This window comes from Salinibacterium sp. dk2585 (genome assembly GCF_008001035.1).
Lineage (GTDB): Bacteria > Actinomycetota > Actinomycetes > Actinomycetales > Microbacteriaceae > Homoserinimonas.
Window position 1 is genome coordinate 1,411,622 of the sequence record NZ_CP042856.1, and the last position, 18,800, is coordinate 1,430,421.

Annotated in this window: 17 protein-coding genes and 4 tRNA genes; 4 read left to right on the top strand and 17 right to left on the bottom strand. The window is 65.9% G+C overall.

Annotated elements, in window-relative coordinates; all coding sequences use genetic code 11:
• Positions 1-76 precede the first annotated feature (76 nt).
• Positions 77-637 carry a hypothetical protein gene (locus tag FVA74_RS06630; RefSeq protein WP_147721288.1) on the top strand — a complete coding sequence of 187 codons (561 nt, stop codon included), beginning with the start codon at positions 77-79 and terminating at the stop codon, positions 635-637.
• On the opposite strand, the gene FVA74_RS06635 is transcribed toward FVA74_RS06630, so the two are convergent.
• From FVA74_RS06635 to pdxS, 10 genes are all read right to left on the bottom strand, one after another.
• A complete protein-coding gene (locus FVA74_RS06635) occupies positions 627-2,870 on the bottom strand; it encodes a bifunctional (p)ppGpp synthetase/guanosine-3',5'-bis(diphosphate) 3'-pyrophosphohydrolase (protein WP_147721289.1) in 2,244 nt (747 codons plus the stop codon). The two genes, FVA74_RS06630 and FVA74_RS06635, sit on opposite strands and share 11 nt — an antisense overlap.
• Positions 2,871-2,944: 74 nt before the next feature.
• A complete protein-coding gene (gene secF / locus FVA74_RS06640; protein WP_147721290.1) occupies positions 2,945-3,940 on the bottom strand; it encodes a protein translocase subunit SecF in 996 nt (331 codons plus the stop codon).
• Positions 3,940-5,784, bottom strand: coding sequence for a protein translocase subunit SecD (secD, locus tag FVA74_RS06645; RefSeq protein ID WP_147721291.1), 1,845 nt, complete (start codon positions 5,782-5,784; stop codon positions 3,940-3,942). The genes secF and secD overlap by 1 nt, the downstream gene beginning before the upstream one ends.
• Positions 5,785-5,883: 99 nt before the next feature.
• The gene (gene yajC, locus FVA74_RS06650) at positions 5,884-6,222 is read right to left on the bottom strand and encodes a preprotein translocase subunit YajC (RefSeq protein WP_147721292.1); all 339 of its coding nucleotides are present in this window, start codon (positions 6,220-6,222) and stop codon (positions 5,884-5,886) included.
• 74 nt (positions 6,223-6,296) lie between these two features.
• Positions 6,297-7,358 carry a Holliday junction branch migration DNA helicase RuvB gene (gene ruvB, locus FVA74_RS06655; protein WP_147721293.1) on the bottom strand — a complete coding sequence of 354 codons (1,062 nt, stop codon included), beginning with the start codon at positions 7,356-7,358 and terminating at the stop codon, positions 6,297-6,299.
• Positions 7,355-7,984, bottom strand: a complete 630-nt coding sequence (gene ruvA / locus FVA74_RS06660) for a Holliday junction branch migration protein RuvA (protein WP_147721294.1) — start codon at positions 7,982-7,984, stop codon at positions 7,355-7,357. The genes ruvB and ruvA overlap by 4 nt, the downstream gene beginning before the upstream one ends.
• Before the next feature lie 28 nt (positions 7,985-8,012).
• On the bottom strand, positions 8,013-8,576 hold the full coding sequence (gene ruvC / locus FVA74_RS06665; protein ID WP_240792150.1) for a crossover junction endodeoxyribonuclease RuvC: 564 nt from the start codon (positions 8,574-8,576) through the stop codon (positions 8,013-8,015).
• Positions 8,577-9,335, bottom strand: a complete 759-nt coding sequence (locus FVA74_RS06670; protein ID WP_147721295.1) for a YebC/PmpR family DNA-binding transcriptional regulator — start codon at positions 9,333-9,335, stop codon at positions 8,577-8,579.
• Positions 9,336-9,373: 38 nt separating this feature from the next.
• Positions 9,374-9,991 carry a pyridoxal 5'-phosphate synthase glutaminase subunit PdxT gene (gene pdxT, locus FVA74_RS06675; RefSeq protein ID WP_147721296.1) on the bottom strand — a complete coding sequence of 206 codons (618 nt, stop codon included), beginning with the start codon at positions 9,989-9,991 and terminating at the stop codon, positions 9,374-9,376.
• On the bottom strand, positions 9,981-10,868 hold the full coding sequence (gene pdxS / locus FVA74_RS06680; protein WP_147721297.1) for a pyridoxal 5'-phosphate synthase lyase subunit PdxS: 888 nt from the start codon (positions 10,866-10,868) through the stop codon (positions 9,981-9,983). The genes pdxT and pdxS overlap by 11 nt, the downstream gene beginning before the upstream one ends.
• 62 nt (positions 10,869-10,930) lie before the next feature.
• On the opposite strand from pdxS, the gene FVA74_RS06685 reads away from it, so the two are divergent.
• Both FVA74_RS06685 and pdxY read left to right on the top strand, forming a co-directional pair.
• A complete protein-coding gene (locus FVA74_RS06685; protein WP_240792151.1) occupies positions 10,931-12,280 on the top strand; it encodes an aminotransferase class I/II-fold pyridoxal phosphate-dependent enzyme in 1,350 nt (449 codons plus the stop codon).
• A 27-nt stretch (positions 12,281-12,307) separates the two neighbouring features.
• Positions 12,308-13,159, top strand: coding sequence for a pyridoxal kinase PdxY (gene pdxY / locus FVA74_RS06690; protein ID WP_147721299.1), 852 nt, complete (start codon positions 12,308-12,310; stop codon positions 13,157-13,159).
• A gap of 22 nt (positions 13,160-13,181) precedes the next feature.
• On the opposite strand, the gene FVA74_RS06695 is transcribed toward pdxY, so the two are convergent.
• The 5 genes from FVA74_RS06695 to FVA74_RS06715 all read right to left on the bottom strand — a co-directional run bounded on the left by FVA74_RS06695 (position 13,182) and on the right by FVA74_RS06715 (position 16,182).
• Positions 13,182-13,751 (bottom strand): HIT domain-containing protein, encoded by a 570-nt coding sequence (locus FVA74_RS06695; protein WP_147721300.1) that lies wholly within the window; start codon positions 13,749-13,751, stop codon positions 13,182-13,184.
• The gene (thrS, locus tag FVA74_RS06700; RefSeq protein ID WP_147721301.1) at positions 13,751-15,706 is read right to left on the bottom strand and encodes a threonine--tRNA ligase; all 1,956 of its coding nucleotides are present in this window, start codon (positions 15,704-15,706) and stop codon (positions 13,751-13,753) included. Before thrS ends, FVA74_RS06695 begins: the two co-directional genes overlap by 1 nt.
• A gap of 202 nt (positions 15,707-15,908) precedes the next feature.
• Positions 15,909-15,983 (bottom strand) — tRNA-Val (locus FVA74_RS06705).
• 19 nt (positions 15,984-16,002) lie between these two features.
• Positions 16,003-16,076, bottom strand: a tRNA-Cys gene (locus FVA74_RS06710).
• 34 nt (positions 16,077-16,110) lie between these two features.
• Positions 16,111-16,182: transfer RNA gene (locus FVA74_RS06715), tRNA-Gly, on the bottom strand.
• Between the two features lie 149 nt (positions 16,183-16,331).
• On the opposite strand from FVA74_RS06715, the gene FVA74_RS06720 reads away from it, so the two are divergent.
• A tRNA-Val gene (locus tag FVA74_RS06720) sits at positions 16,332-16,407 on the top strand.
• A 57-nt stretch (positions 16,408-16,464) separates the two neighbouring features.
• Here the strand turns inward: FVA74_RS06720 and FVA74_RS06725 are convergent.
• A complete protein-coding gene (locus tag FVA74_RS06725; protein WP_147721302.1) occupies positions 16,465-17,325 on the bottom strand; it encodes a hypothetical protein in 861 nt (286 codons plus the stop codon).
• Positions 17,326-17,434: 109 nt separating this feature from the next.
• Positions 17,435-18,649 (bottom strand): ammonium transporter, encoded by a 1,215-nt coding sequence (locus tag FVA74_RS06730; RefSeq protein WP_147721303.1) that lies wholly within the window; start codon positions 18,647-18,649, stop codon positions 17,435-17,437.
• Positions 18,650-18,800: the final 151 nt, after the last annotated feature.

Below are 18,800 nucleotides of genomic sequence, written 5' to 3' on the forward strand. Positions count from 1 at the left end.
GCTTCTTCCGGGATGGGTTCTCCACAGTTCTCGCGTTGAGCGGCAGGCCCCGCCTCTCTAGCGGCACGATGTTCGCATGGCGCCACGACTAGCCCCTGTGCTGACCGAACTCGACCTTCCGCTCCAGGAGCTCCAGGCTGCGCGCCTGGACGGAGATATCTACGCGATCGGTGACGGCTTTGCCTCAATCGACGAGTTCGAGCAAGCGCACCACCGCGCGCTCTCGCTCGGTGTGCTCGCCCGCCCACGTTTCATTGCGGAACGGATGACGGCGGCGTGGGTGCACGGCGCCCTGTCCTCGCCGCCCGAGGTCTTCGAGTTCTGCGTCTCGCATTCGGCGAGGGCGCGTGCGCAGGTGTCGCCACGGGTGCAGGTGCGGGAGGTCGTGATCTCGCCGGGTGATGTTATGCGCTTCGGCCGCATTGCGGTCACCACTCCCCTGCGCACCGCCATCGACCTGTTGAGGGCTGAGGGGGATTTCGCGAAGGACAGGGTGGAGCAGTTGCTTCAGCTCATGGCGGCGAACGCCATCGAGCTCGACGAGTGTCGCTGTGAAGTCGAGTCCCGCCACAAACTGGCAGGCAAACGACGGGCGCTCGATCGCATTGCCGCCCTGAGAGAAGCGCCTAGGTCGTGACGCGGTAGACGTCGTAGACCGTATCGATTCGTCGCACGGCATTGAGCACGCGGTCGAGATGCGTCGTGTCGCCCATCTCGAAGACGAAACGGCTGATCGCAAGGCGTTCCGTCGAGGTCGCCACCGTGGCAGACAGGATGTTCACGTGGTGCTCGGAGAGCACGCGAGTGACGTCTGAGAGGAGTCCAGCTCGGTCGAGCGCCTCTACCTGGATCTGAACGAGGAACACACTCGTCGATGACGGTGCCCACTCGACCTCGACGACGCGCTCGGGCTCGTTCATCAGTGCTTTCACGTTGACGCAGGAGGACTGGTGCACCGAGACTCCGGATCCACGCGTGACGAAGCCCATGATCTCGTCCCCAGGCACCGGGGTGCAGCATTTCGCGAGCTTGACGAGGATGTCTGGCGCACCCTTCACCAGCACTCCCGAGTTCCCGCTCGCGCGGCGCTTGCCCTTCGCGCGAGAAACGGTGAACTCTTCCTCCGCCTCGGTGTCGACCTGCAGCGTCGCGACGAGCTTCTCCAGCACGGATTGCGTGGACACATGCCCTTCGCCTACTGCCGCGTAGAGTGCCGAGACATCGTCATACCGCAGCTGCGCCGCCACCTCGCTCAGCGCGCCCTGGTTCATGAGGCGCTGGAGCGGCAGGTTCTGCTTGCGCATGGCGCGAGCAATGGCATCCTTGCCCTGCTCCATCGCCTCGTCACGACGTTCCTTCGTGAACCACTGCCGGATCTTGTTTCGTGCCCGCGTCGACTTGACGAAGGTCAGCCAGCCCTGGCTGGGGCCGGCATCCGGGTTCTTCGACGTGAAGACCTCGACGACGTCGCCGCTGGAGAGTTCGCTCTCGAGAGGTACAAGCCGCCCGTTGACCTTCGCACCCATCGTGCGGTGGCCCACCTCGGTGTGTACGGCGTAGGCGAAGTCGACGGGCGTCGCGCCGGCGGGCAGGCCGATGACCTTGCCCTGGGGGGTGAAGACGTAGACCTCTTTCGCTCCGATCTCGAAGCGCAGCGAATCGAGGAACTCGCCCGGGTCAGACGTCTCTGCCTGCCAGTCGGAGATGTGCGCGAGCCACGCCATGTCGGAATCGCCGACGGGCGTGTTGTCAGCGGAGCGACCGCCATTGACGCGCTCCTTGTACTTCCAGTGGGCAGCCACACCGTACTCGGCGCGCTGATGCATGTCCTCGGTACGGATCTGGATCTCGACGGGCCGGCCCTTGGGCCCGATTACCGTCGTGTGCAGCGACTGGTAGAGATTGAACTTCGGCGTCGCGATGTAGTCCTTGAAGCGGCCGGGAATCGGGGTCCAGCGTGCGTGGATGGAGCCGAGGACCGCGTAGCAGTCGCGAACGGTCGAAACCAGGATTCGGATGCCCACCAGGTCGTAGATCTCGTCGAACTCACGGCCGCGGAGAATCATCTTCTGGTAGATCGAGTAATACTGCTTCGGACGGCCGACCACCTTGCCCTTGATACGTGCGGCCTTCAGGTCTTCCGTCACCGCCTCGATGACCTGGTGCACGAACTCCTCGCGCTGCGGTGTGCGCTGCTTGACGAGGCTCTCGATCTCGACGTACAGCTTCGGGTGCAGCACCGCGAACGATAGGTCCTCGAGTTCCCACTTGATCGCCTGGATGCCGAGGCGGTGTGCCAGCGGCGCATAGATCTCCAGCGTCTCCTGCGCCTTGCGCTTGGCCGACTCAGAGGAGACGAACCCCCACGTCCGCGCATTGTGGAGCCTGTCTGCGAGCTTGATCACGAGTACCCGGATGTCCTTGGACATCGCAACGACCATCTTGCGGACGGTCTCGGCCTGGGCGCTGTCGCCGTACTTGAGCTTGTCGAGCTTGGTGACGCCATCGACGAGCATTGCCACTTCGTCACCGAAGTCCTTGCGCACCATATCGAGGGTGTAGTCGGTGTCTTCTACAGTGTCGTGTAGCAGCGCGGCTGCAACGGTCTTCGCTCCGATGCCGAGGTCGGCAAGAATCTGCGCGACCGCGACGGGGTGCGTGATGTATGGCTCGCCGCTCTTGCGGGTCTGACCTCGGTGGGCGATCTCCGCGACCTTGTATGCCCGCTCGATCGTGTCAATGTCGGCGCGCGGATGATGCGCACGCACCGTGCGGATCAGGTTCTCGATCGCGCCAGCATGCTGCGCCCGAGAGAAGAGGCGAGGGAGAAGCAGTCGCCTCGTAGCAGGACTGTTGGTGACTTCGGTCATCTCACCTCCCACCTTTCCCGTGCAGCAAAACTATCACTCCTGGGATGAATGGGATGCCGAGCGAGCGGCCGCCGTCACCCGACGGGAGCGGGCTCCGTGCGACGGGCAGCGAGGATTCGGGCGGTCTGCTTCTTGATCTCCGGCTCGTTCTCACGCAGGTGGTTGTAGACCGGGGAGGCGATGAAGATCGTGGAGTATGCACCGACGATGATGCCGATGAAGAGCGCGAGCGAGATGTCACGCAGCGTCTCCGCCCCCAGTGCGAATGATCCGATGAAGAGGATCGCCGCGACGGGCAACACCGCCACGACCGAGGTGTTGATGGAACGAACGAGCGTCTGGTTGACCGCGAGGTTCACTGACTCTGCGAAGGTGCGAGGCGAGGCTTCGCCGTCCCCGGCCGTGTTCTCTCGGATCTTGTCGAAGACCACGACGGTGTCGTAGAGGGAGTAACCAAGAATCGTGAGGAAGCCGATGACCGCGGCGGGCGTCACCTCGAAGCCGAGGATGCCGTAGATGCCTGCCGTCAGGATGAGGTCGTGGAAGAGCGCGACCATGGCCGCCAGCGACATCTTCCATGTGCGGAAGTAGAGCGCCATGACGACGCCGGCCAGGAGAAGGAAGACGACGAGGGCCCTGATCGACTGTGCCGTGATGTCAGCGCCCCAGGTCGGCCCGATGAAGGAGTAGCTCACCTGGTCGACGGGCACGTCATAGGAGGACGCGAGAGCAGTCCTGATCTCGAACGCCTCATCGTCGGTGACGATGTCGGTCTGCACGCGAACGGAGTCCTGCCCGACCACGGTGACGCGAGGCGTTGCATCGGCGACCGTCGCCCGCACCGCTTCCTCGCCGAGCACCTGATCGAGCTCAGACGTGCGCTCGACGATGAACTGGGAGCCACCACGGAACTCGATGCCGAACTCGAAGCCACCACGAATGAACGGCCCGACGACGGATGCGACGATCAGCACGGCCGCGATGATGTACCAGAGTCGACGGCGACCGACGAAGTTGATGGATCGACGCCCTGTGTAGAGGTCGTTACCGAAGGTGGAGAAGCTGGCCATCAGGAATCCTTGCCCTTCGAAACCGAAGCCGCGGCATCCGCAGCGGCCTTGCGCTCGGCGATCGTCTGCCGCTTCTGCGCCTCGCGCACGCTCGAAGCTCGCTTCGAGGCACTGACGCCGACCGGCTCGCGGAACGTGGCGCGCCCGCGGTACACGGCACCCAGCGCTCGCGGGTTGAGTCCGCTCGCGGGGTGACCTTCACCGAAGAACTTTGTCTTGGCGAGCAACTGCATTACGGGGTGTGTGAACAGCGATACGACGAGGAGGTCAATGAGGGTCGTGATACCCAGGGTGAGCGCGAAGCCCCGGACGTTGCCGATGGCGAGAACGAAGAGCACAGCCGCGGCGAGGAAGTTGACCGCGTCGGAGGCGAGCACGGTGCGGATCGCTCTCTTCCATCCCGCCTCGACGGCCGAGCCGAGCATCCGCCCGTCTCGCAATTCATCCTTGATGCGCTCGAAGTAGACGATGAAGGAGTCAGCGATGATGCCGATGGCGACGATGAGGCCGGCGACGCCTGCGAGGGAGAGCCGATATCCCTCGCGCCACGACATCAGGTTGATGACGAGGTAGACGATGACTCCGGCGACTCCCAGTGAGGCGACCGTGACGAGCCCGAGCGTGCGGTACTGGAACAGCGAGTACGCGACGACCAAGGCGAGACCGATGACACCCGCGAGCAGTCCGCTCCAGAGTTGGCTCTCGCCGAGCGTGGCCGAGATGTTCTCGCTACTCTGCACCTCGAAGCCGATGGGCAGCGCGCCGAACTTCAGCTGGTCGGCTAGGACCTTCGCGGTGTCCTGTGTGAAGTCGCCCGTGATCTGTGGCTTGCCGTTGGTGATGATGGTGTTGGTGCGCGGGGCCGAGATGACCGTGCCGTCGAGCACGATCGCGAACTGGTTCTGAACGCCGGTGAGGGAGAAGAGTCGCGTCGTGACCTCGCCGAACTCTTCTGATCCTTCGCCGTCGAAGACGATGTTGACGGCCCACTGGCCTGTGCTCACGCCCTGGCTGTTCGAGGCAAGGCCGTGAGTGGCATCGACGATCCGCTCGCCGGCGACCTCCACCGGGCCGAGAATGTATTTGACCGTGCGCGTGCTGTCGCAGGTGATGAGTGGCTTTGCTGCAGGAGCGACGTTGGTGCCCGCCTCGTCGAGCTCGGCGCAGTCGAAGTTCGTGAACTCGTCGAGCAGCTCCGGAGTGATCCATGCGAGGTCGCTGGCGTTGCTCGGAGTTGGAGTGGGCTCGCCCTCTCCAGGCTGGGCGGGGTCGGCCTCGGCTGAAGGGGACGGCGAAGCCGAAGGTGCGGGTGTCTCCGCAGTCGCGGGCGCCGCACCCCCCTGGCCCGCACCCGCCGACGGCGAGACTGACGGCGACGGCTCCGTATCATCCGTCCCCTCACCTTCGCCCGTCTCGGGGGCAGGAGCCTGCGTCGCGTCGACCGCCGACGCGACCTGCAGTACGGGACGGAACTCGAGCTTCGCGGAGGACTCGATGCGGGCGAGGGTCTCCTCGTCCGGCGTTCCAGGGATGGAGACGACGATGTTCTGGGCGCCCTGCGTGTTGATCTCGGCCTCAGAAACACCGGCAGCGTCGACCCGCGAGCGGATGATCTCGACGGCTTGGTCGAGCTGCTCGCCTGTCACCTGCTGGCCGCTCTCGAGCTGCGGGGCCAGGATGATCTGGGTGCCACCCTCGAGGTCAAGCGCGAGTTTCGGCGTCCAGCCGGAACCCTGCCAGATTGCTCCCGCAGCGTTGAGGCCGATCAGGCCGACGATGATTACCGCCAGCCATGTCAGCGAACGCCAGGCCTTCTTGGCCGGAGTCGATCGTGGTGCTGCCACCTGGAACTCAGCTTTCTATTGCTCCGATGGCTCGGGTGCCATGGATCAGGGTCGGGTGGTTCGGCTCAGGCTCGGCCGAACTCAGGAAAGACTAATGGTTCAGTTGTCGTTCTTGGTCGTCGGCGCATCGCCGTCGGCAATGCCGTCGGCGTCACCCGCGACGTCCTCGGAGACGGGCTCGTTTTCGACGACCTTGAGGATCGTCTGGCGGTGGAGCCGGATAACCGTGCCAGGCGTCGTCTCCAGGAGTGCCTCGTTCTTCTCCTCGTCGATCGAGAGCAGCGTGCCGAAGACGCCGAACTGCGTCATCACCTCGGCGCCGGGCACCATCTTGGTGCTGAGCTCCTCCTGCTCGACCTTCCTCTTCTTCGAGGCGCGGAACTGGAAGAAGATGAAGAGGGCCAGGACGGCCATCATGGCAAGAAGCAGCGGATCCATACGGGTGGGAAGACCTTCCGTGGTGATGTGGCGCAGAGTGCGCGGGGACGTCGTCGAAAGACGACCCTCAGATCCTACAGGCCATCCCCGAAAAGCGTCGCTTCAGCACGTTGTACTCCGAGGTGCTCGAAGGCGCGTCGCGTGGCAGTACGACCTCGCGGCGTGCGCGAGAGAAGGCCCATTCGCACGAGGAAGGGCTCGACGACCGACTCGATCGTCTCCGCCTCCTCGCCGACCGATGCCGCGAGCGTCCCGAGTCCCACCGGTCCCCCGTCGAACTGCGTGACGATTGTCATCAGGACCGCACGGTCGAGACGGTCGAGGCCGAGGTCGTCGACGTCATACAGGCGCAGCGCCTCTCGCACGGCGTCGAGTCCGTCCCTCCTGTGCACGAGCGAGTAGTCCCGCACACGCCGGAGGAGGCGGTTCGCGATCCTGGGAGTGCCCCGACTCCGTCCCGCGATTTCGGCGAGGGAAGGGTCATCGACCTCGAGGTTGAGCAGTGTTGCGGCGCGCGCGATGACCTGCGCGAGCTCGCCGTCCGAGTAAAACTCGAGGTGGGCGGTGAAGCCGAAGCGGTCCCGGAGCGGGTTGGGCAGGAGCCCGGAGCGGGTGGTCGCTCCGACGAGCGTGAACGGGGCGAGGTCCAGGGGAATCGAGGTCGCGCCAGCGCCCTTGCCCACCATGATGTCAATGCGGAAGTCCTCCATCGCGAGGTATAGCATCTCCTCCGCGGAACGCGCCATGCGGTGGATCTCGTCGATGAAGAGCACTTCACCCGGGACCAGGGACGAGAGCAGCGCAGCGAGGTCACCCGCGTGCTGGATTGCTGGACCGCTCGAGAGGCGCAGCGGCCGCGATCCCTCCTCAGCGACGATCATCGCGAGCGTGGTCTTGCCGAGCCCTGGCGGCCCGGCCAGCAGGATGTGGTCGGGTGTGCGGTTCTGGATCGTGGCGGCGTTGAGCAGAAGCTCGAGCTGCGCCCGCACCTTTGACTGGCCGACGAATTCAGAGAGTGAGCGTGGTCGGAGCGCCCCTTCGAACGCAAGCTCGGCCTGGGATTCCGGCTGCGGGGTCGTGACTGATTCGGTGCTGCGCTCGAAGCTCCCGATGCGCCCATCCTCGCCCTGGCTCATCGCGCGCCCTCACGTGTCATGGCCTGCGACGGTCCGAGGCTGGCGAGGGCGATGCGGAGAAGTGCCTGCATGTCGCCCGTCTTGGCGGGATCGACGGCATCCTTGGCATCGTCCGCGGCCTTCGTGGCCGAACGCTCGTTCCAGCCGAGGCCGATGAGCGCTTCAACGACCTGTGCGCGGGCATCCCCCGCGACCGCCCGCGCGGCGGCCGGTGCGCCGGTTGGCGTGTGCACCATTTTGCCCGCGAGGGAAACGATGATGAGCTTGGCAGTCTTGGGCCCAATGCCCGAGACCTTGCGGAAGGCGCCATCGTCTTCGAGATTCACCGCCTGGGCGACCTGGGCTGGCGTCATAGCCGACAGCACTCCCATGGCCGACTTCGGCCCGACCCCCGTCACACCGCGAAGCAGGTCGAAGACATGCAACTGTTCGGTGTCGGCGAAGCCGAACAGGGCGAGATCGTCCTCCTTCACGATGAGGACTGTGCGAATACTCGCTTCGGTTCCGACACGGAGTGTCGCCGCGTGCGCCGGCGTGATGGTCATGAGCAGGCCGACGCCCCCCACCTCCACCACGGCCGTTGTGACGCCGACGGAGAGCACGGGTCCGCGCACAGAGGAGATCATGCTCCAAGCCTACGAGGCGCCCCCGACGTCATCGTCGACGTTCTGCGGCGCGCCACGCCTGCTGTGCGGGAGTTCCCGCATCCGCCTGAACTCGCGCGCTCGTCGTGCTGCCTCTCCACGCATGACAAAGGGCAAGCGCGAGGGCGTCGGCGGCATCTGCCGGGGTCGGCGGCGCCGAGAGCTCGAGGATGCGCGCGACCATTTCGCCGACCTGCCGCTTGTCGGCAGCACCGTAGCCGGTCACCGCAGCCTTGACCTCAGACGGCGTGTGGAGCCCAACGGGAAGCGAGCGGCGCCCCGCAGCCAACAGCACGACACCACTCGCCTGTGCCGTGCCCATCACCGAGCGAAGGTTGTGCTGCGCGAAGACTCGCTCCAGGGCGATCGCGGTCGGGCGGTGCTCGTCAAGCAAGCCGTCGAGCGCGTCACCGATGAGTTGGAGGCGCCGCTCTAGGGGCATCTCGGCGGGTGTCCTGATCACGCCGACGTCGACGAGCCGGGCGCGCCTGCCCGCCATGACATCGATGACCCCGATACCGCAGCGGGTGAGCCCGGGGTCGACGCCGAGGATGCGTGCAGGCGAGGCGGACAACTAGTCCTCGTCGAGTTCGGCCTGGGTCTCCGGCGACAGGGAGTAGTTGACGAAGACGTTCTGCACGTCGTCGCTGTCTTCGAGCGCATCGATCAGCTTGAACACCTTGCGGGCTGTCTCGGCGTCGATCTCGACGCTGAGGTTCGGCACGAACTCCGCCTCTGCCGAGTCATAGTCGATGCCGGCATCCTGCAGCGCGGTGCGGACAGCGACCAGGTCGGAAGGCTCGGTGATGACCTCGAAGCCCGCTCCCCGGTCGACGACCTCTTCGGCTCCTGCATCGAGCACGGCGAGGAGGACGTCATCTTCTGCCAGGCCCTCGGTCTTCGTGATCGACACGACGCCCTTGCGTGAGAAGTTGTAGGCCACGCTGCCCGGGTCGGCCATGTTGCCGCCGTTGCGCGTCATGGCGGTGCGGACCTCCGCGGCGGCGCGGTTCTTGTTGTCGGTGAGACATTCGATAAGGAGCGCGACGCCGCCCTGGGCGTAGCCCTCGTACATGATGGTCATGTATTCGACGGACTCACCGGTGAGGCCTGCGCCACGCTTGATCGCGCGGTCGATGTTGTCGTTGGGCACCGAGGTCTTCTTGGCCTTCTGCACCGCGTCAACGAGGGTCGGGTTGCCCGAGAGGTCAGCGCCGCCGATCTTGGCCGCAACCTCGATGTTCTTGATCAGCTTCGCGAAGGACTTGGCCCTGCGCGCGTCGATGACCGCCTTCTTGTGCTTCGTGGTCGCCCACTTGGAATGCCCTGACATGGAGAACATTCTATAGAGGGGCACTTCGTAGCCCGTGCTTAGTTGCGGCCCGCCGCCTCTCGCGCGAGATCAATGAGCCTGGCATGGAAGCGGTCTTCGCCGGAGATCTCCGGGTGGAAGGCGACGCCGAGCAGTTTCCCCTGCTGCACCGCGACGATCCTCCCGTCGTCGAGGCGCCCCAGGACGGTCACCCCTGGGCCGACCTCCTCAACGATGGGCGCCCGGATGAAGACGCCATGCATCGCCGGGCCGCCAAGCTCCGGAACGGCGACGTCGGTCTCGAATGACTCCGCCTGACTCCCGAAAGCGTTCCTCCGCACGGTCGCGTCGAGTCCGCCGAAGGTCCTCTGGCCGGCGGCCTGCCCTTGGATGCGATCCGCGAGCATGATGAGACCAGCGCAGGTGCCCAGCACAGGCAGGCCTCCCGATATCGCCGCCCTGATCGGCCCGTCGAGCCCGAATGCACGCGACAGCTTGTCGATCACGGTCGACTCGCCGCCCGGGATGACGAGCGCGTTTACGGCAGCGAGATCGGCGGGAGTGCGCACGGGCTGCGCCTCCGTACCCAGCCGCCTCAGGGCATCGAGGTGTTCGCGGACTGCCCCCTGGAGGGCCAGGACGCCGACCGTGATCTGGATTGGCGTGCTACCAGCCACGCTCGGCGAGCCGGTGGGGAGCCGGAAGATCGGCGACGTTGATGCCCACCATCGCCTCGCCGAGGCCGCGGGAGGCCTCGGCGATGACTGCCGGGTCGTCGTGGAAGGTTGTCGCCTTGACGATGGCGGCGGCACGCTTGGCCGGGTTGCCCGACTTGAAGATGCCGGAGCCCACGAAGACACCGTCGGCACCGAGTTGCATCATGAGCGCGGCATCCGCGGGCGTTGCGACTCCGCCAGCGGTGAACAGCACGACGGGCAGCGTGCCTGACTTCGCGACCTCGACCACGAGTTCATACGGCGCCTGCAACTCCTTGGCCGCGACATACAACTCGTCATCACTCATCGATGTCAGGCGGGCGATCTCGCTGCGGATCGTGCGGATGTGCTTGGTCGCCTCCGAGACGTCACCTGTACCGGCCTCGCCCTTGGATCGGATCATGGCGGCACCTTCGTTGACGCGTCGCAGCGCCTCTCCAAGGTTGGTGGCGCCGCACACGAACGGCACCGTGAAGTTCCACTTGTCGATGTGGTTGACGTAGTCGGCTGGGCTGAGAACCTCAGACTCGTCGATGTAGTCGACGCCGAGCGACTGCAGCACCTGTGCCTCGACGAAGTGGCCTATGCGCGCCTTCGCCATGACGGGGATGGAGACGGATGCGATGATCTCGTCGATGAGGTCGGGATCGCTCATTCTTGCGACGCCACCCTGCGAGCGGATATCCGCGGGTACGCGCTCGAGGGCCATGACCGCGACGGCTCCCGCTTCCTCGGCAACTCGTGCCTGTTCGGCGGTGACGACGTCCATGATGACGCCGCCCTTCAGCATCTCGGCGAGCCCGCGCTTGACGCGAGCGGTCCCTGCTGTCGTGGACATGCGCACTCCCTTGTTTGGCTTAGGCCAAAACCTAGCATGGCATGACCCATAGACTTGCTCGTGTGACGATCGCAGACACACGGCTGGCCCTCGGGCCCATCGGCGGCGAAACGGCGGCTGAGATCGCCGAGAGCGTTCGCGCATTGATCGACCGTGGGGTGCTAACACCGGGCGACACACTCCCTCCCGTCCGTTCGCTTGCGGACCAACTGGGGGTCAACCGGAACACGGTCGTTGCTGCCTACCGACTGCTGAACCAGGCCGGCGCGGTAGAGACCCGCGGGCGGGGCGGCACCCGCGTCGCGACCCGTGCCGCAGTGCCCCTCGAGGGCTACTCGCCCGACTCAGTGCTTCGCGACGTCGCGAACGGCAACCCCGACCCCGCGCTCATTCCCGACCTCTCCCCCGCGCTCGCGACGCTCGCGGGACGCCCAGTCCTCTACGGCGAGCCAACGATCGATCCCTCGCTCGAGCGCTGGGCACACGCGTGGATCACCCGGGACCTCGGGACGCGGAATGACCTGCGCCTCACTGTGACGGGTGGTGCCGTCGATGCGCTGGAGCGGCTCTTCGCGGATGCGCTCGCCCGCGACGACCTCGTCGGACTCGAGGACCCGTGCTTCCTCTCCGCACTGCGCACCGTGCGTGTCGGCGGATACCGGCCGCACGCGATCCCGGTCGACGAAGAGGGGATGACGGTCGGCGGCCTTCGCGCTGCACTCGCAGCCGGCGTCCGCGCGATCGTGTGCACGCCCCGCGCTCACAACCCGACGGGAGCGAGCCTCTCGCCAGAGCGTGCTGCGGCCCTGCGAGAGGTTCTCGCCGAGCATCCGCATGTGCTCGTCATCGAGGACGACCACTTCTCGATGCTGTCGCGCCGCCCCTATGTCTCGATCATCGGGCCGGAGCACCGTCGGTGGGCGCTCATCCGCTCGGTTTCGAAGTTCCTCGGACCCGACCTCTGTCTCGCGGTCACGGCAAGTGACGCCGAGACCGCAGCCCGCCTCGCCGAACGGCTGAGCCCGGGGTCGACCTGGGTGAGCCACCTTCTGCAGCGCCTCGTGGTCGCGCTCGTCACCGATGCTGACGTGATGGCCGCTGTCGAGCGCGCCGCCGAACACTACCGCGAGCGCAACGCCGCGTTCGCAGAGCACGCACGCGCCGCCGGCCTGCCCTGTCATGCGGGCGACGGTTTGAGCCTCTGGCTGCCCCTGCCGGCCCCCGCCCGCGCTGTCACGGAGCAGCTGATGCGCCGCGGGTGGCTTGCCCGTCCCGGTGACGACTTCCTGCTCGCCGGGGAGGCAGCGCTGCGCCACCTCCGACTCACCGTCCACGACCTGAGCGCCGAGGAAGCCGCCCGGCTGGCAGCAGACATCGCCGCCGCGGTCGACACCGTTCTCCGCACCACCTGAACCGTCCGCTATCCCGCAGGAGCCCTTGTGAAGATCCTCTCCATCCAGTCCGCCGTCGCCTACGGTCATGTCGGCAACTCCGCCGCGGTGTTCCCGCTGCAGCGCATCGGCGCCGAGGTGTACCCCGTCTACACCGTGAACTTCTCGAACCACACGGGTTACGGCGCCTGGCGCGGGCCACTCATCAGCCCTGACGACGTGCGCGAGGTGATCACGGGCATCGAGGAGCGTGGCGCATTCGCCGACATCGATGTCGTGCTCTCCGGCTACCAGGGCAGCGAGGGCATCGCGGATGTCATCCTCGACGCGGTTGCGCGCGTCAAGGCTGCGAATCCAAGCGCTGTGTACTCCTGCGATCCCGTTATGGGCAATGCAAAGTCCGGATGCTTCGTCGCCCCGGCCATCCCGATCCTCCTTCGGGAGCGGGTCGCGCCCGCCGCCGACATCATCACCCCCAACCAGTTCGAGTTGGGCTTCCTCACGGCGACGGACCCGGCCGACCTCGATTCGACGCTGGCGTCGGTCGATGCGGCACGCGCGATGGGTCCGAGCACGGTGCTCGTCACGAGCGTCGAGCGCCCGGAGCGGCCGGAGGGAACGATCGAGATGCTTGCGGTGGATGACAAGGGCGCCTGGATCGTGCAGACCCCGCACATCCCGATGAAGGCGAACGGCTCTGGCGACGTCACGGCCGCACTCTTCTCCGCTCACTATCGCGAGACGGGCGACGCGGCGACGGCCCTCGCTCGCACCACTTCCAGTGTCTACGACCTCCTACAGACGACCTACGACGCCGGTGCTCGGGAGTTGCTGCTCGTGGAATCGCAGGAGGCGTACGCGCATCCGCGCCTGCAGTTCGAGGTCACGCAGGTGCGCTAGCCGCACACCGGATGCCGCCTGGTCAGTCCTTGGGCCAGGCCGCGGCGATCTCGGCGCGCACCTCGCCCAGCAGGCGCGGCACGGCCTTCGTCTTGGCGATGATAGGAAAGAAGTTCGAGTCGAGCGCCCACCGCGGCACGATGTGCTGGTGAAGGTGCTCCGCGATGCCGGCGCCTGCGATGCGCCCCTGGTTCATGCCGAGGTTGAAGCCGTCGCACGACGACGTCGCCTTGAGCACCCGCATGGCGGTCTGCGTGAGGCTCCCGATCTCGGCGACCTCCTCGGCGTTGGCCTCGTCATAGGTCGCAATGTGGCGATATGGGCACACCAGCAGGTGACCGGAGTTGTAGGGGTAGAGGTTCAGGAGCACATAGGCGTGCTTGCCCCTCGCGACAATGAGGCCCCTCTCGTCCGGCATCGTGGGCGCATTGCAGAAGGGGCAGTCGTGCGCGGGCGGCTGTTGCCCATCCTCGATGTAGACGAGGCGATGAGGCGTCCACAGGCGCTGGAACGCATCCGGGCTCGCCGCAAAGCCGCTCGCCGGCTCACGCTCGATGCCCTCGAACTCGTCCGGCCCGTACGGGGCGGCCATCAGACCTGCGCCTTTGTGGCGATCGTCTCCAGGATGCGCGCAATCGCCTCATCGACCGGGACGCCATTCTCCTGGCTGCCATCCCTGAAGCGGAAACTCACCGCGCCGTTTGCCCGGTCCTCCTCCCCAGCGATGAGCTGGAAGGGAACCTTCGCCTTGGTGTGCGTACGAATCTTCTTGGGCATCCGGTCGCTCGAGAGGTCGACCTCGGCACGAACGCCACGCGACTTGAGCTTCACGACGACATCCGAGAGATAGTCGTTGTACTCCTCCGCGACGGGGATGCCCACGACCTGCACGGGAGAGAGCCAGACAGGGAAGGCGCCTGCGTAGTGCTCGAGGAGGATCGCGAAGAAGCGCTCGATCGATCCGAGCAGCGCCCGGTGGATCATGACGGGCTGCTGGCGCGTGCCATCCGCCGCCGTGTATGCGAGCTCGAAGAGTTCCGGCTGGTTGAAGTCCAGTTGCACGGTCGAGAGCTGCCACGTGCGGCCGATGGCGTCGCGCGCCTGTACAGAGATCTTGGGACCGTAGAACGCGGCACCGCCCGGGTCCTTGACCAGTTCGAGGCCGGACTCCTCGCCCACCTGGCGGAGCGTCTCGGTTGCTTCCTCCCACTGCTCATCCGTGCCGACTGACTTCTCGGGGTCGCGGGTCGAAAGCTCGAGGTAGAAGTCATCGAGGCCGTAGCCGCGCAGCGTCTCGAAGACGAACTCGAGCTGGCGCTTGATCTCGTCCTTCACCTGCTCCGGAGTCACATAGATGTGGGCGTCGTCCTGCGTGAGGCCGCGCACCCGGGTGAGCCCCGAGAGGGTGCCGCTCTTCTCGTAGCGGTACACGGTGCCGAACTCGGCGAGCCGGAGAGGAAGTTCGCGGTAGCTGCGGCCCCGCGCTCGGAAGATCAGGTTGTGGAAGGGGCAGTTCATGGGCTTCAGGTAGTAGTCCTGGCCCTGCTTCGTGACATGCCCGTCGGCATCCCGCTCCTCGTCGAGGTGCATGGCGGGGAACATGCCGTCCTTGTACCAGTTGAGGTGCTGGCTCGTCTCGAAGAGGTGGCCCTTTGTGATGTGGGGCGTGTTGACGAGCTCGTAGTCGTGCGACAGCAACTGCTGGCGCATGTAGTTCTCGATCTCGTTGCGGATGGTGCCGCCCTTGGGGTGGAAGACAGCGAGACCTGAGCCGATCTCCTCGGGGAAGGAGAAGAGGTCGAGTTCCGAGCCAAGCTTGCGGTGATCGCGCTTCGCCGCCTCCTCGAGACGGGTCGTGTAGGCGCGCAACTCGTCCTTGCTGGGCCAGGCGGTGCCGTAGACGCGCTGGAGCTGCTTGTTCTTCTCAGAACCCCGCCAGTAGGCGGCGGCCGTGCGCATGAGCTTCCAGCCGTTGCCGATCATGCGGGTGTTCGGCAGGTGCGGACCACGGCATAGGTCCTTCCACACCGTCTCCCCCGTCTTTGGGTCGACATTGTCGTAGATCGTGAGCTCCCCCGCGCCGACCTCGACGGCCTCGTTGTCCCCGCCCTCGGCCGCCGAACCCTTGAGCCCGATCAGCTCGAGCTTGTAGGGCTCCTCGGCGAGCTCAGCTCGTGCCTCCTCGTCGCTCACGACCCGGCGCACGAAGCGCTGGCCCTGCTTGACGATCCGCTCCATGGCCTTCTCGATCGCCTTCAGGTCCTCGGGAGTGAAGGGCTGCTCGACATCGAAGTCGTAATAGAAGCCGTCGGTGACGGGCGGGCCGATGCCGAGCTTCGCCTCCGGGTTGATCGACTGCACCGCCTGGGCCGCAACGTGCGCGGCGGAGTGACGCAGGATGCTCAGCCCGTCCTCCGAGTCAATGCGCACGGGTTCGACCTCGTCAGCGTCCGTGACAGTTGCAGCCAGGTCCCTCAGCTCGCCGTTGACGCGCATTGCGACGATGTCGCGATCTGTGAAGAGGTCAAATCCTGACTGCTGGCTCATTCGGCCCAGTTTAGTGGGCGGATGCCATCCGCTCTGCCGTGCCCGGAAACACTGAAGGCCCCGGATTTCTCCGGGGCCTTCGATATCTGCTGGGCGATACTGGGATCGAACCAGCGCCAGCGCCGACAGGCGGTTGCGAGGTCGCTCGTTCGATCCCGCCAGAAACAGTTGAAGCCCCGACTCGCGTCGGGGCTTCAACTCTTGGTGGGCGATACTGGGATCGAACCAGTGACCTCTTCCGTGTCAGGGAAGCGCGCTACCGCTGCGCCAATCGCCCATTGTGTTGTCGTACCGAGTGGAGGTGGCGACGGGATTCGAACCCGTGTGGACGGCTTTGCAGGCCGCTGCCTCGCCTCTCGGCCACGCCACCGTGGAGGGTTCCCACGTGCGTGAGACTTCACTCGAGCGGATGACGAGATTCGAACTCGCGACCCTCACCTTGGCAAGGTGATGCGCTACCACTGCGCCACATCCGCATTTGCTCGCATTTCTGCGTGCTCAGGAACTCTATCCGATGAATCTCTCCGACACCAAACCGGCGCAGCCCGGGCGCGTCACGCGCCGATCTGGTGGCGGTCGAGGTGTGCACGGCGCCACCGAAACCTGTGGCAAGATTGTCATTGACGGGCGATTGGCGCAGTTGGTAGCGCGCTTCCTTCACACGGAAGAGGTCATCAGTTCGAGTCTGGTATCGCCCACCACACAGCACACTGCTTCGCAACGCGAATGCCCGGGTCTCCCCGTGCAGTGGCTTCGGTTCAGCCGCGGGAGCCTGCCGCCCTTCGGGCATGCCCCAGCGCCAGGACGCCTCTTACGCAGGCAGCGACCGCGATCGACAGCACGAGCGTCGCGAGCACCGCTGCGACCTGCCCCAGCATCAGCGTGGGCTGGCCGGTGAAGAAGAAACCGGCTCGGTCGTCGACGACACCGATCGCGAGTAGCCCGAGAAGCGCGCCGACGCCGGCCGCCCGCAGTGCCGAGCCCCATGCCCCACGCTCGCCGTTCAGCCGCAGTTCGGCAAGCCGGGCAAGGTACGCGGCGACAGCGCCGATGACTGCGGCTGCGAGGAGGGAGACGGATGCGGCACACGCAGCTGCGGCGGCGAGGCCTGCCAAGGAGCCGTTCAGCATCCGTTGTGCCGCTTGCTCGCGGGTGCGCAGCGAGAGTGCCCCTGCCGTGACCGCGCCGAGGACACCCGCCGTCACGCAGTTCAGCACGAGCGGGCCGGTGAAGCTGCTGAGTTCGCCCTCGAGGGCAACCAGCCAGGCAGCCCACGCGACGATCAGGGCGACCGTGAGTACGAGGGGTCGCGGTATGGGCGATTCGAGCACCCTGTCGCCCTCCGTGCGCCGCACCTGTGATGACCGGGTCATGAGCCAGAGGAAGACTCCTGCGCTCAAGTGCAGGGGTGCTGCGCCGCCGAAGTCGTCTGCCGTGATGGCGGGGAGCTCGATGATGTCCTCCTCCAACAGCACGAGTGGCACGAAGCAGAAGAGGTACCAGGCTACGGCTGACCAGACAGCCGACGACCTACCCGCTCTCCCCCGCAGCGCCTCGATGAGCGCCGCCATGACCGCGAACCCCATCACGAGCAGGAGCGAGAGGTGACCGATCACCATTGCATCCTGCACTGTCTGGACGGGTGACGCCCGCAGCTGGGGGCTAACGCGCCGCAGGCACAGCGAGAGGGGGTGCAGCCGTCGGCTGCACCCCCTCTATGCCAGAGTGTCACGCGTTCTCGAGCGCGTAGCCCTCCTCGCCGTGAACGATCGTGTCGATGCCTGCGATCTCGTCTTCGTTCTTGACGCGGAAGCCGAGCGTCTTCTCGATCGCGAAGCCGAGCACGAGAGCGACCACGAAGGAGTAGACGAGCACGCCGAGCGCTGCAACAACCTGCACGAGCAGCTGGCCAGCGTCGCCACCCGTGAAGAGGCCGGTCTCGATCGCGAAGAAGCCGAGGTAGATCGTGCCGATGAGGCCACCGACGAGGTGGATGCCGACGACGTCGAGAGAGTCATCAAAGCCGAGCTTGAACTTCAGCTCGATCGCGAGGGCACAGACTGCGCCGGCGACCACACCGAGCACGAGTGCCCAGATCGGGTCGAGGTTGGCGCAGGCAGGGGTGATGGCGACGAGACCGGAGACCGCTCCAGACGCTGCGCCGACAGCGGTGGCCTTGCCGTCCTTGAGCTTCTCGACGATGGCCCAACCGAGGATGGCAGCAGCCGTGGCGCCGAGCGTGTTGACCGCGATGAGGCCGACTCCCGCGAGTCCGTTGGCGAACTCGGCGCCCGCGTTGAAGCCGAACCAACCGAACCACAGCACGGAAGCGCCGAGGAGCACGAGGGGAACGTTGTGCGGCTTGTGGGCGCCCTTCTGGAACACGACGCGCTTACCGAGCACGAGCGCGAGCGCAAGCGCGGCGGCACCAGCGTTGATGTGCACTGCCGTTCCACCCGCGTAGTCGATGACGGCGGGGAGGCCCTCCATGATGGAGTCACCGATGCTGAGGATCCAGCCACCGCCCCAAACCCATGCAGCGACGGGAAAGTAGACCACCGTGGCCCAGATGCCGGCGAAGAGCATCCACGAACCGAACTTCGCGCGGTCGGCGATCGCACCCGAGATGAGCGCGACCGTGATGATGGCGAAGGTCGAGCCGAAGACGGCACCGATGAGGCCGTCGTTGTCGAGTCCTGCGAGGCCGAAGTTCTCACCGAAGGGGTTGCCGGAGAAGGCCCACGGCCCCGTCGTTGCGGACATGTTGAATCCGTAGAGAATCCACAGCACGCCGATGAGCGCCATCGAGCCGAAACTCATCATCATCATGCTGACGACACTCTTGGCCTTCACCAGGCCGCCATAGAAGAGCGCGACGCCCGGGGTCATGAAGAGCACGAGCGCCGTGGCCACGAGGGCCCAGGTCAGTTCGCCGGTATCCATAGCTTTTGCCTCTCTCGAATCAGGATCGACCGAGCATCGGGTCCCGCTGTCAGCGGGTCTGCGTCGGTACCGGCCCAGTTTCGTGAGGCAAGGTTTCGGCGGGTGTGTTCGTATATTTCAGCTGTGTTACGCGAGAACGGCATTCGTAAAC

What these genes read in the sequence shown, in the direction of transcription:
- FVA74_RS06630 (WP_147721288.1), top strand. Translation starts at nt 77, where the DNA reads ATGGCGCCACGACTAGCCCCTGTGCTGACCGAACTCGACCTTCCGCTC.
- FVA74_RS06635 (WP_147721289.1), bottom strand. Translation starts at nt 2,870, where the DNA reads ATGACCGAAGTCACCAACAGTCCTGCTACGAGGCGACTGCTTCTCCCT.
- secF (WP_147721290.1), bottom strand. Translation starts at nt 3,940, where the DNA reads ATGGCCAGCTTCTCCACCTTCGGTAACGACCTCTACACAGGGCGTCGA.
- yajC (WP_147721292.1), bottom strand. Translation starts at nt 6,222, where the DNA reads ATGGATCCGCTGCTTCTTGCCATGATGGCCGTCCTGGCCCTCTTCATC.
- ruvB (WP_147721293.1), bottom strand. Translation starts at nt 7,358, where the DNA reads ATGAGCCAGGGCGAGGATGGGCGCATCGGGAGCTTCGAGCGCAGCACC.
- ruvA (WP_147721294.1), bottom strand. Translation starts at nt 7,984, where the DNA reads ATGATCTCCTCTGTGCGCGGACCCGTGCTCTCCGTCGGCGTCACAACG.
- FVA74_RS06670 (WP_147721295.1), bottom strand. Translation starts at nt 9,335, where the DNA reads ATGTCAGGGCATTCCAAGTGGGCGACCACGAAGCACAAGAAGGCGGTC.
- pdxS (WP_147721297.1), bottom strand. Translation starts at nt 10,868, where the DNA reads ATGTCCACGACAGCAGGGACCGCTCGCGTCAAGCGCGGGCTCGCCGAG.
- FVA74_RS06695 (WP_147721300.1), bottom strand. Translation starts at nt 13,751, where the DNA reads ATGGCCGCCCCGTACGGGCCGGACGAGTTCGAGGGCATCGAGCGTGAG.
- thrS (WP_147721301.1), bottom strand. Translation starts at nt 15,706, where the DNA reads ATGAGCCAGCAGTCAGGATTTGACCTCTTCACAGATCGCGACATCGTC.
- FVA74_RS06725 (WP_147721302.1), bottom strand. Translation starts at nt 17,325, where the DNA reads ATGGTGATCGGTCACCTCTCGCTCCTGCTCGTGATGGGGTTCGCGGTC.
- FVA74_RS06730 (WP_147721303.1), bottom strand. Translation starts at nt 18,649, where the DNA reads ATGGATACCGGCGAACTGACCTGGGCCCTCGTGGCCACGGCGCTCGTG.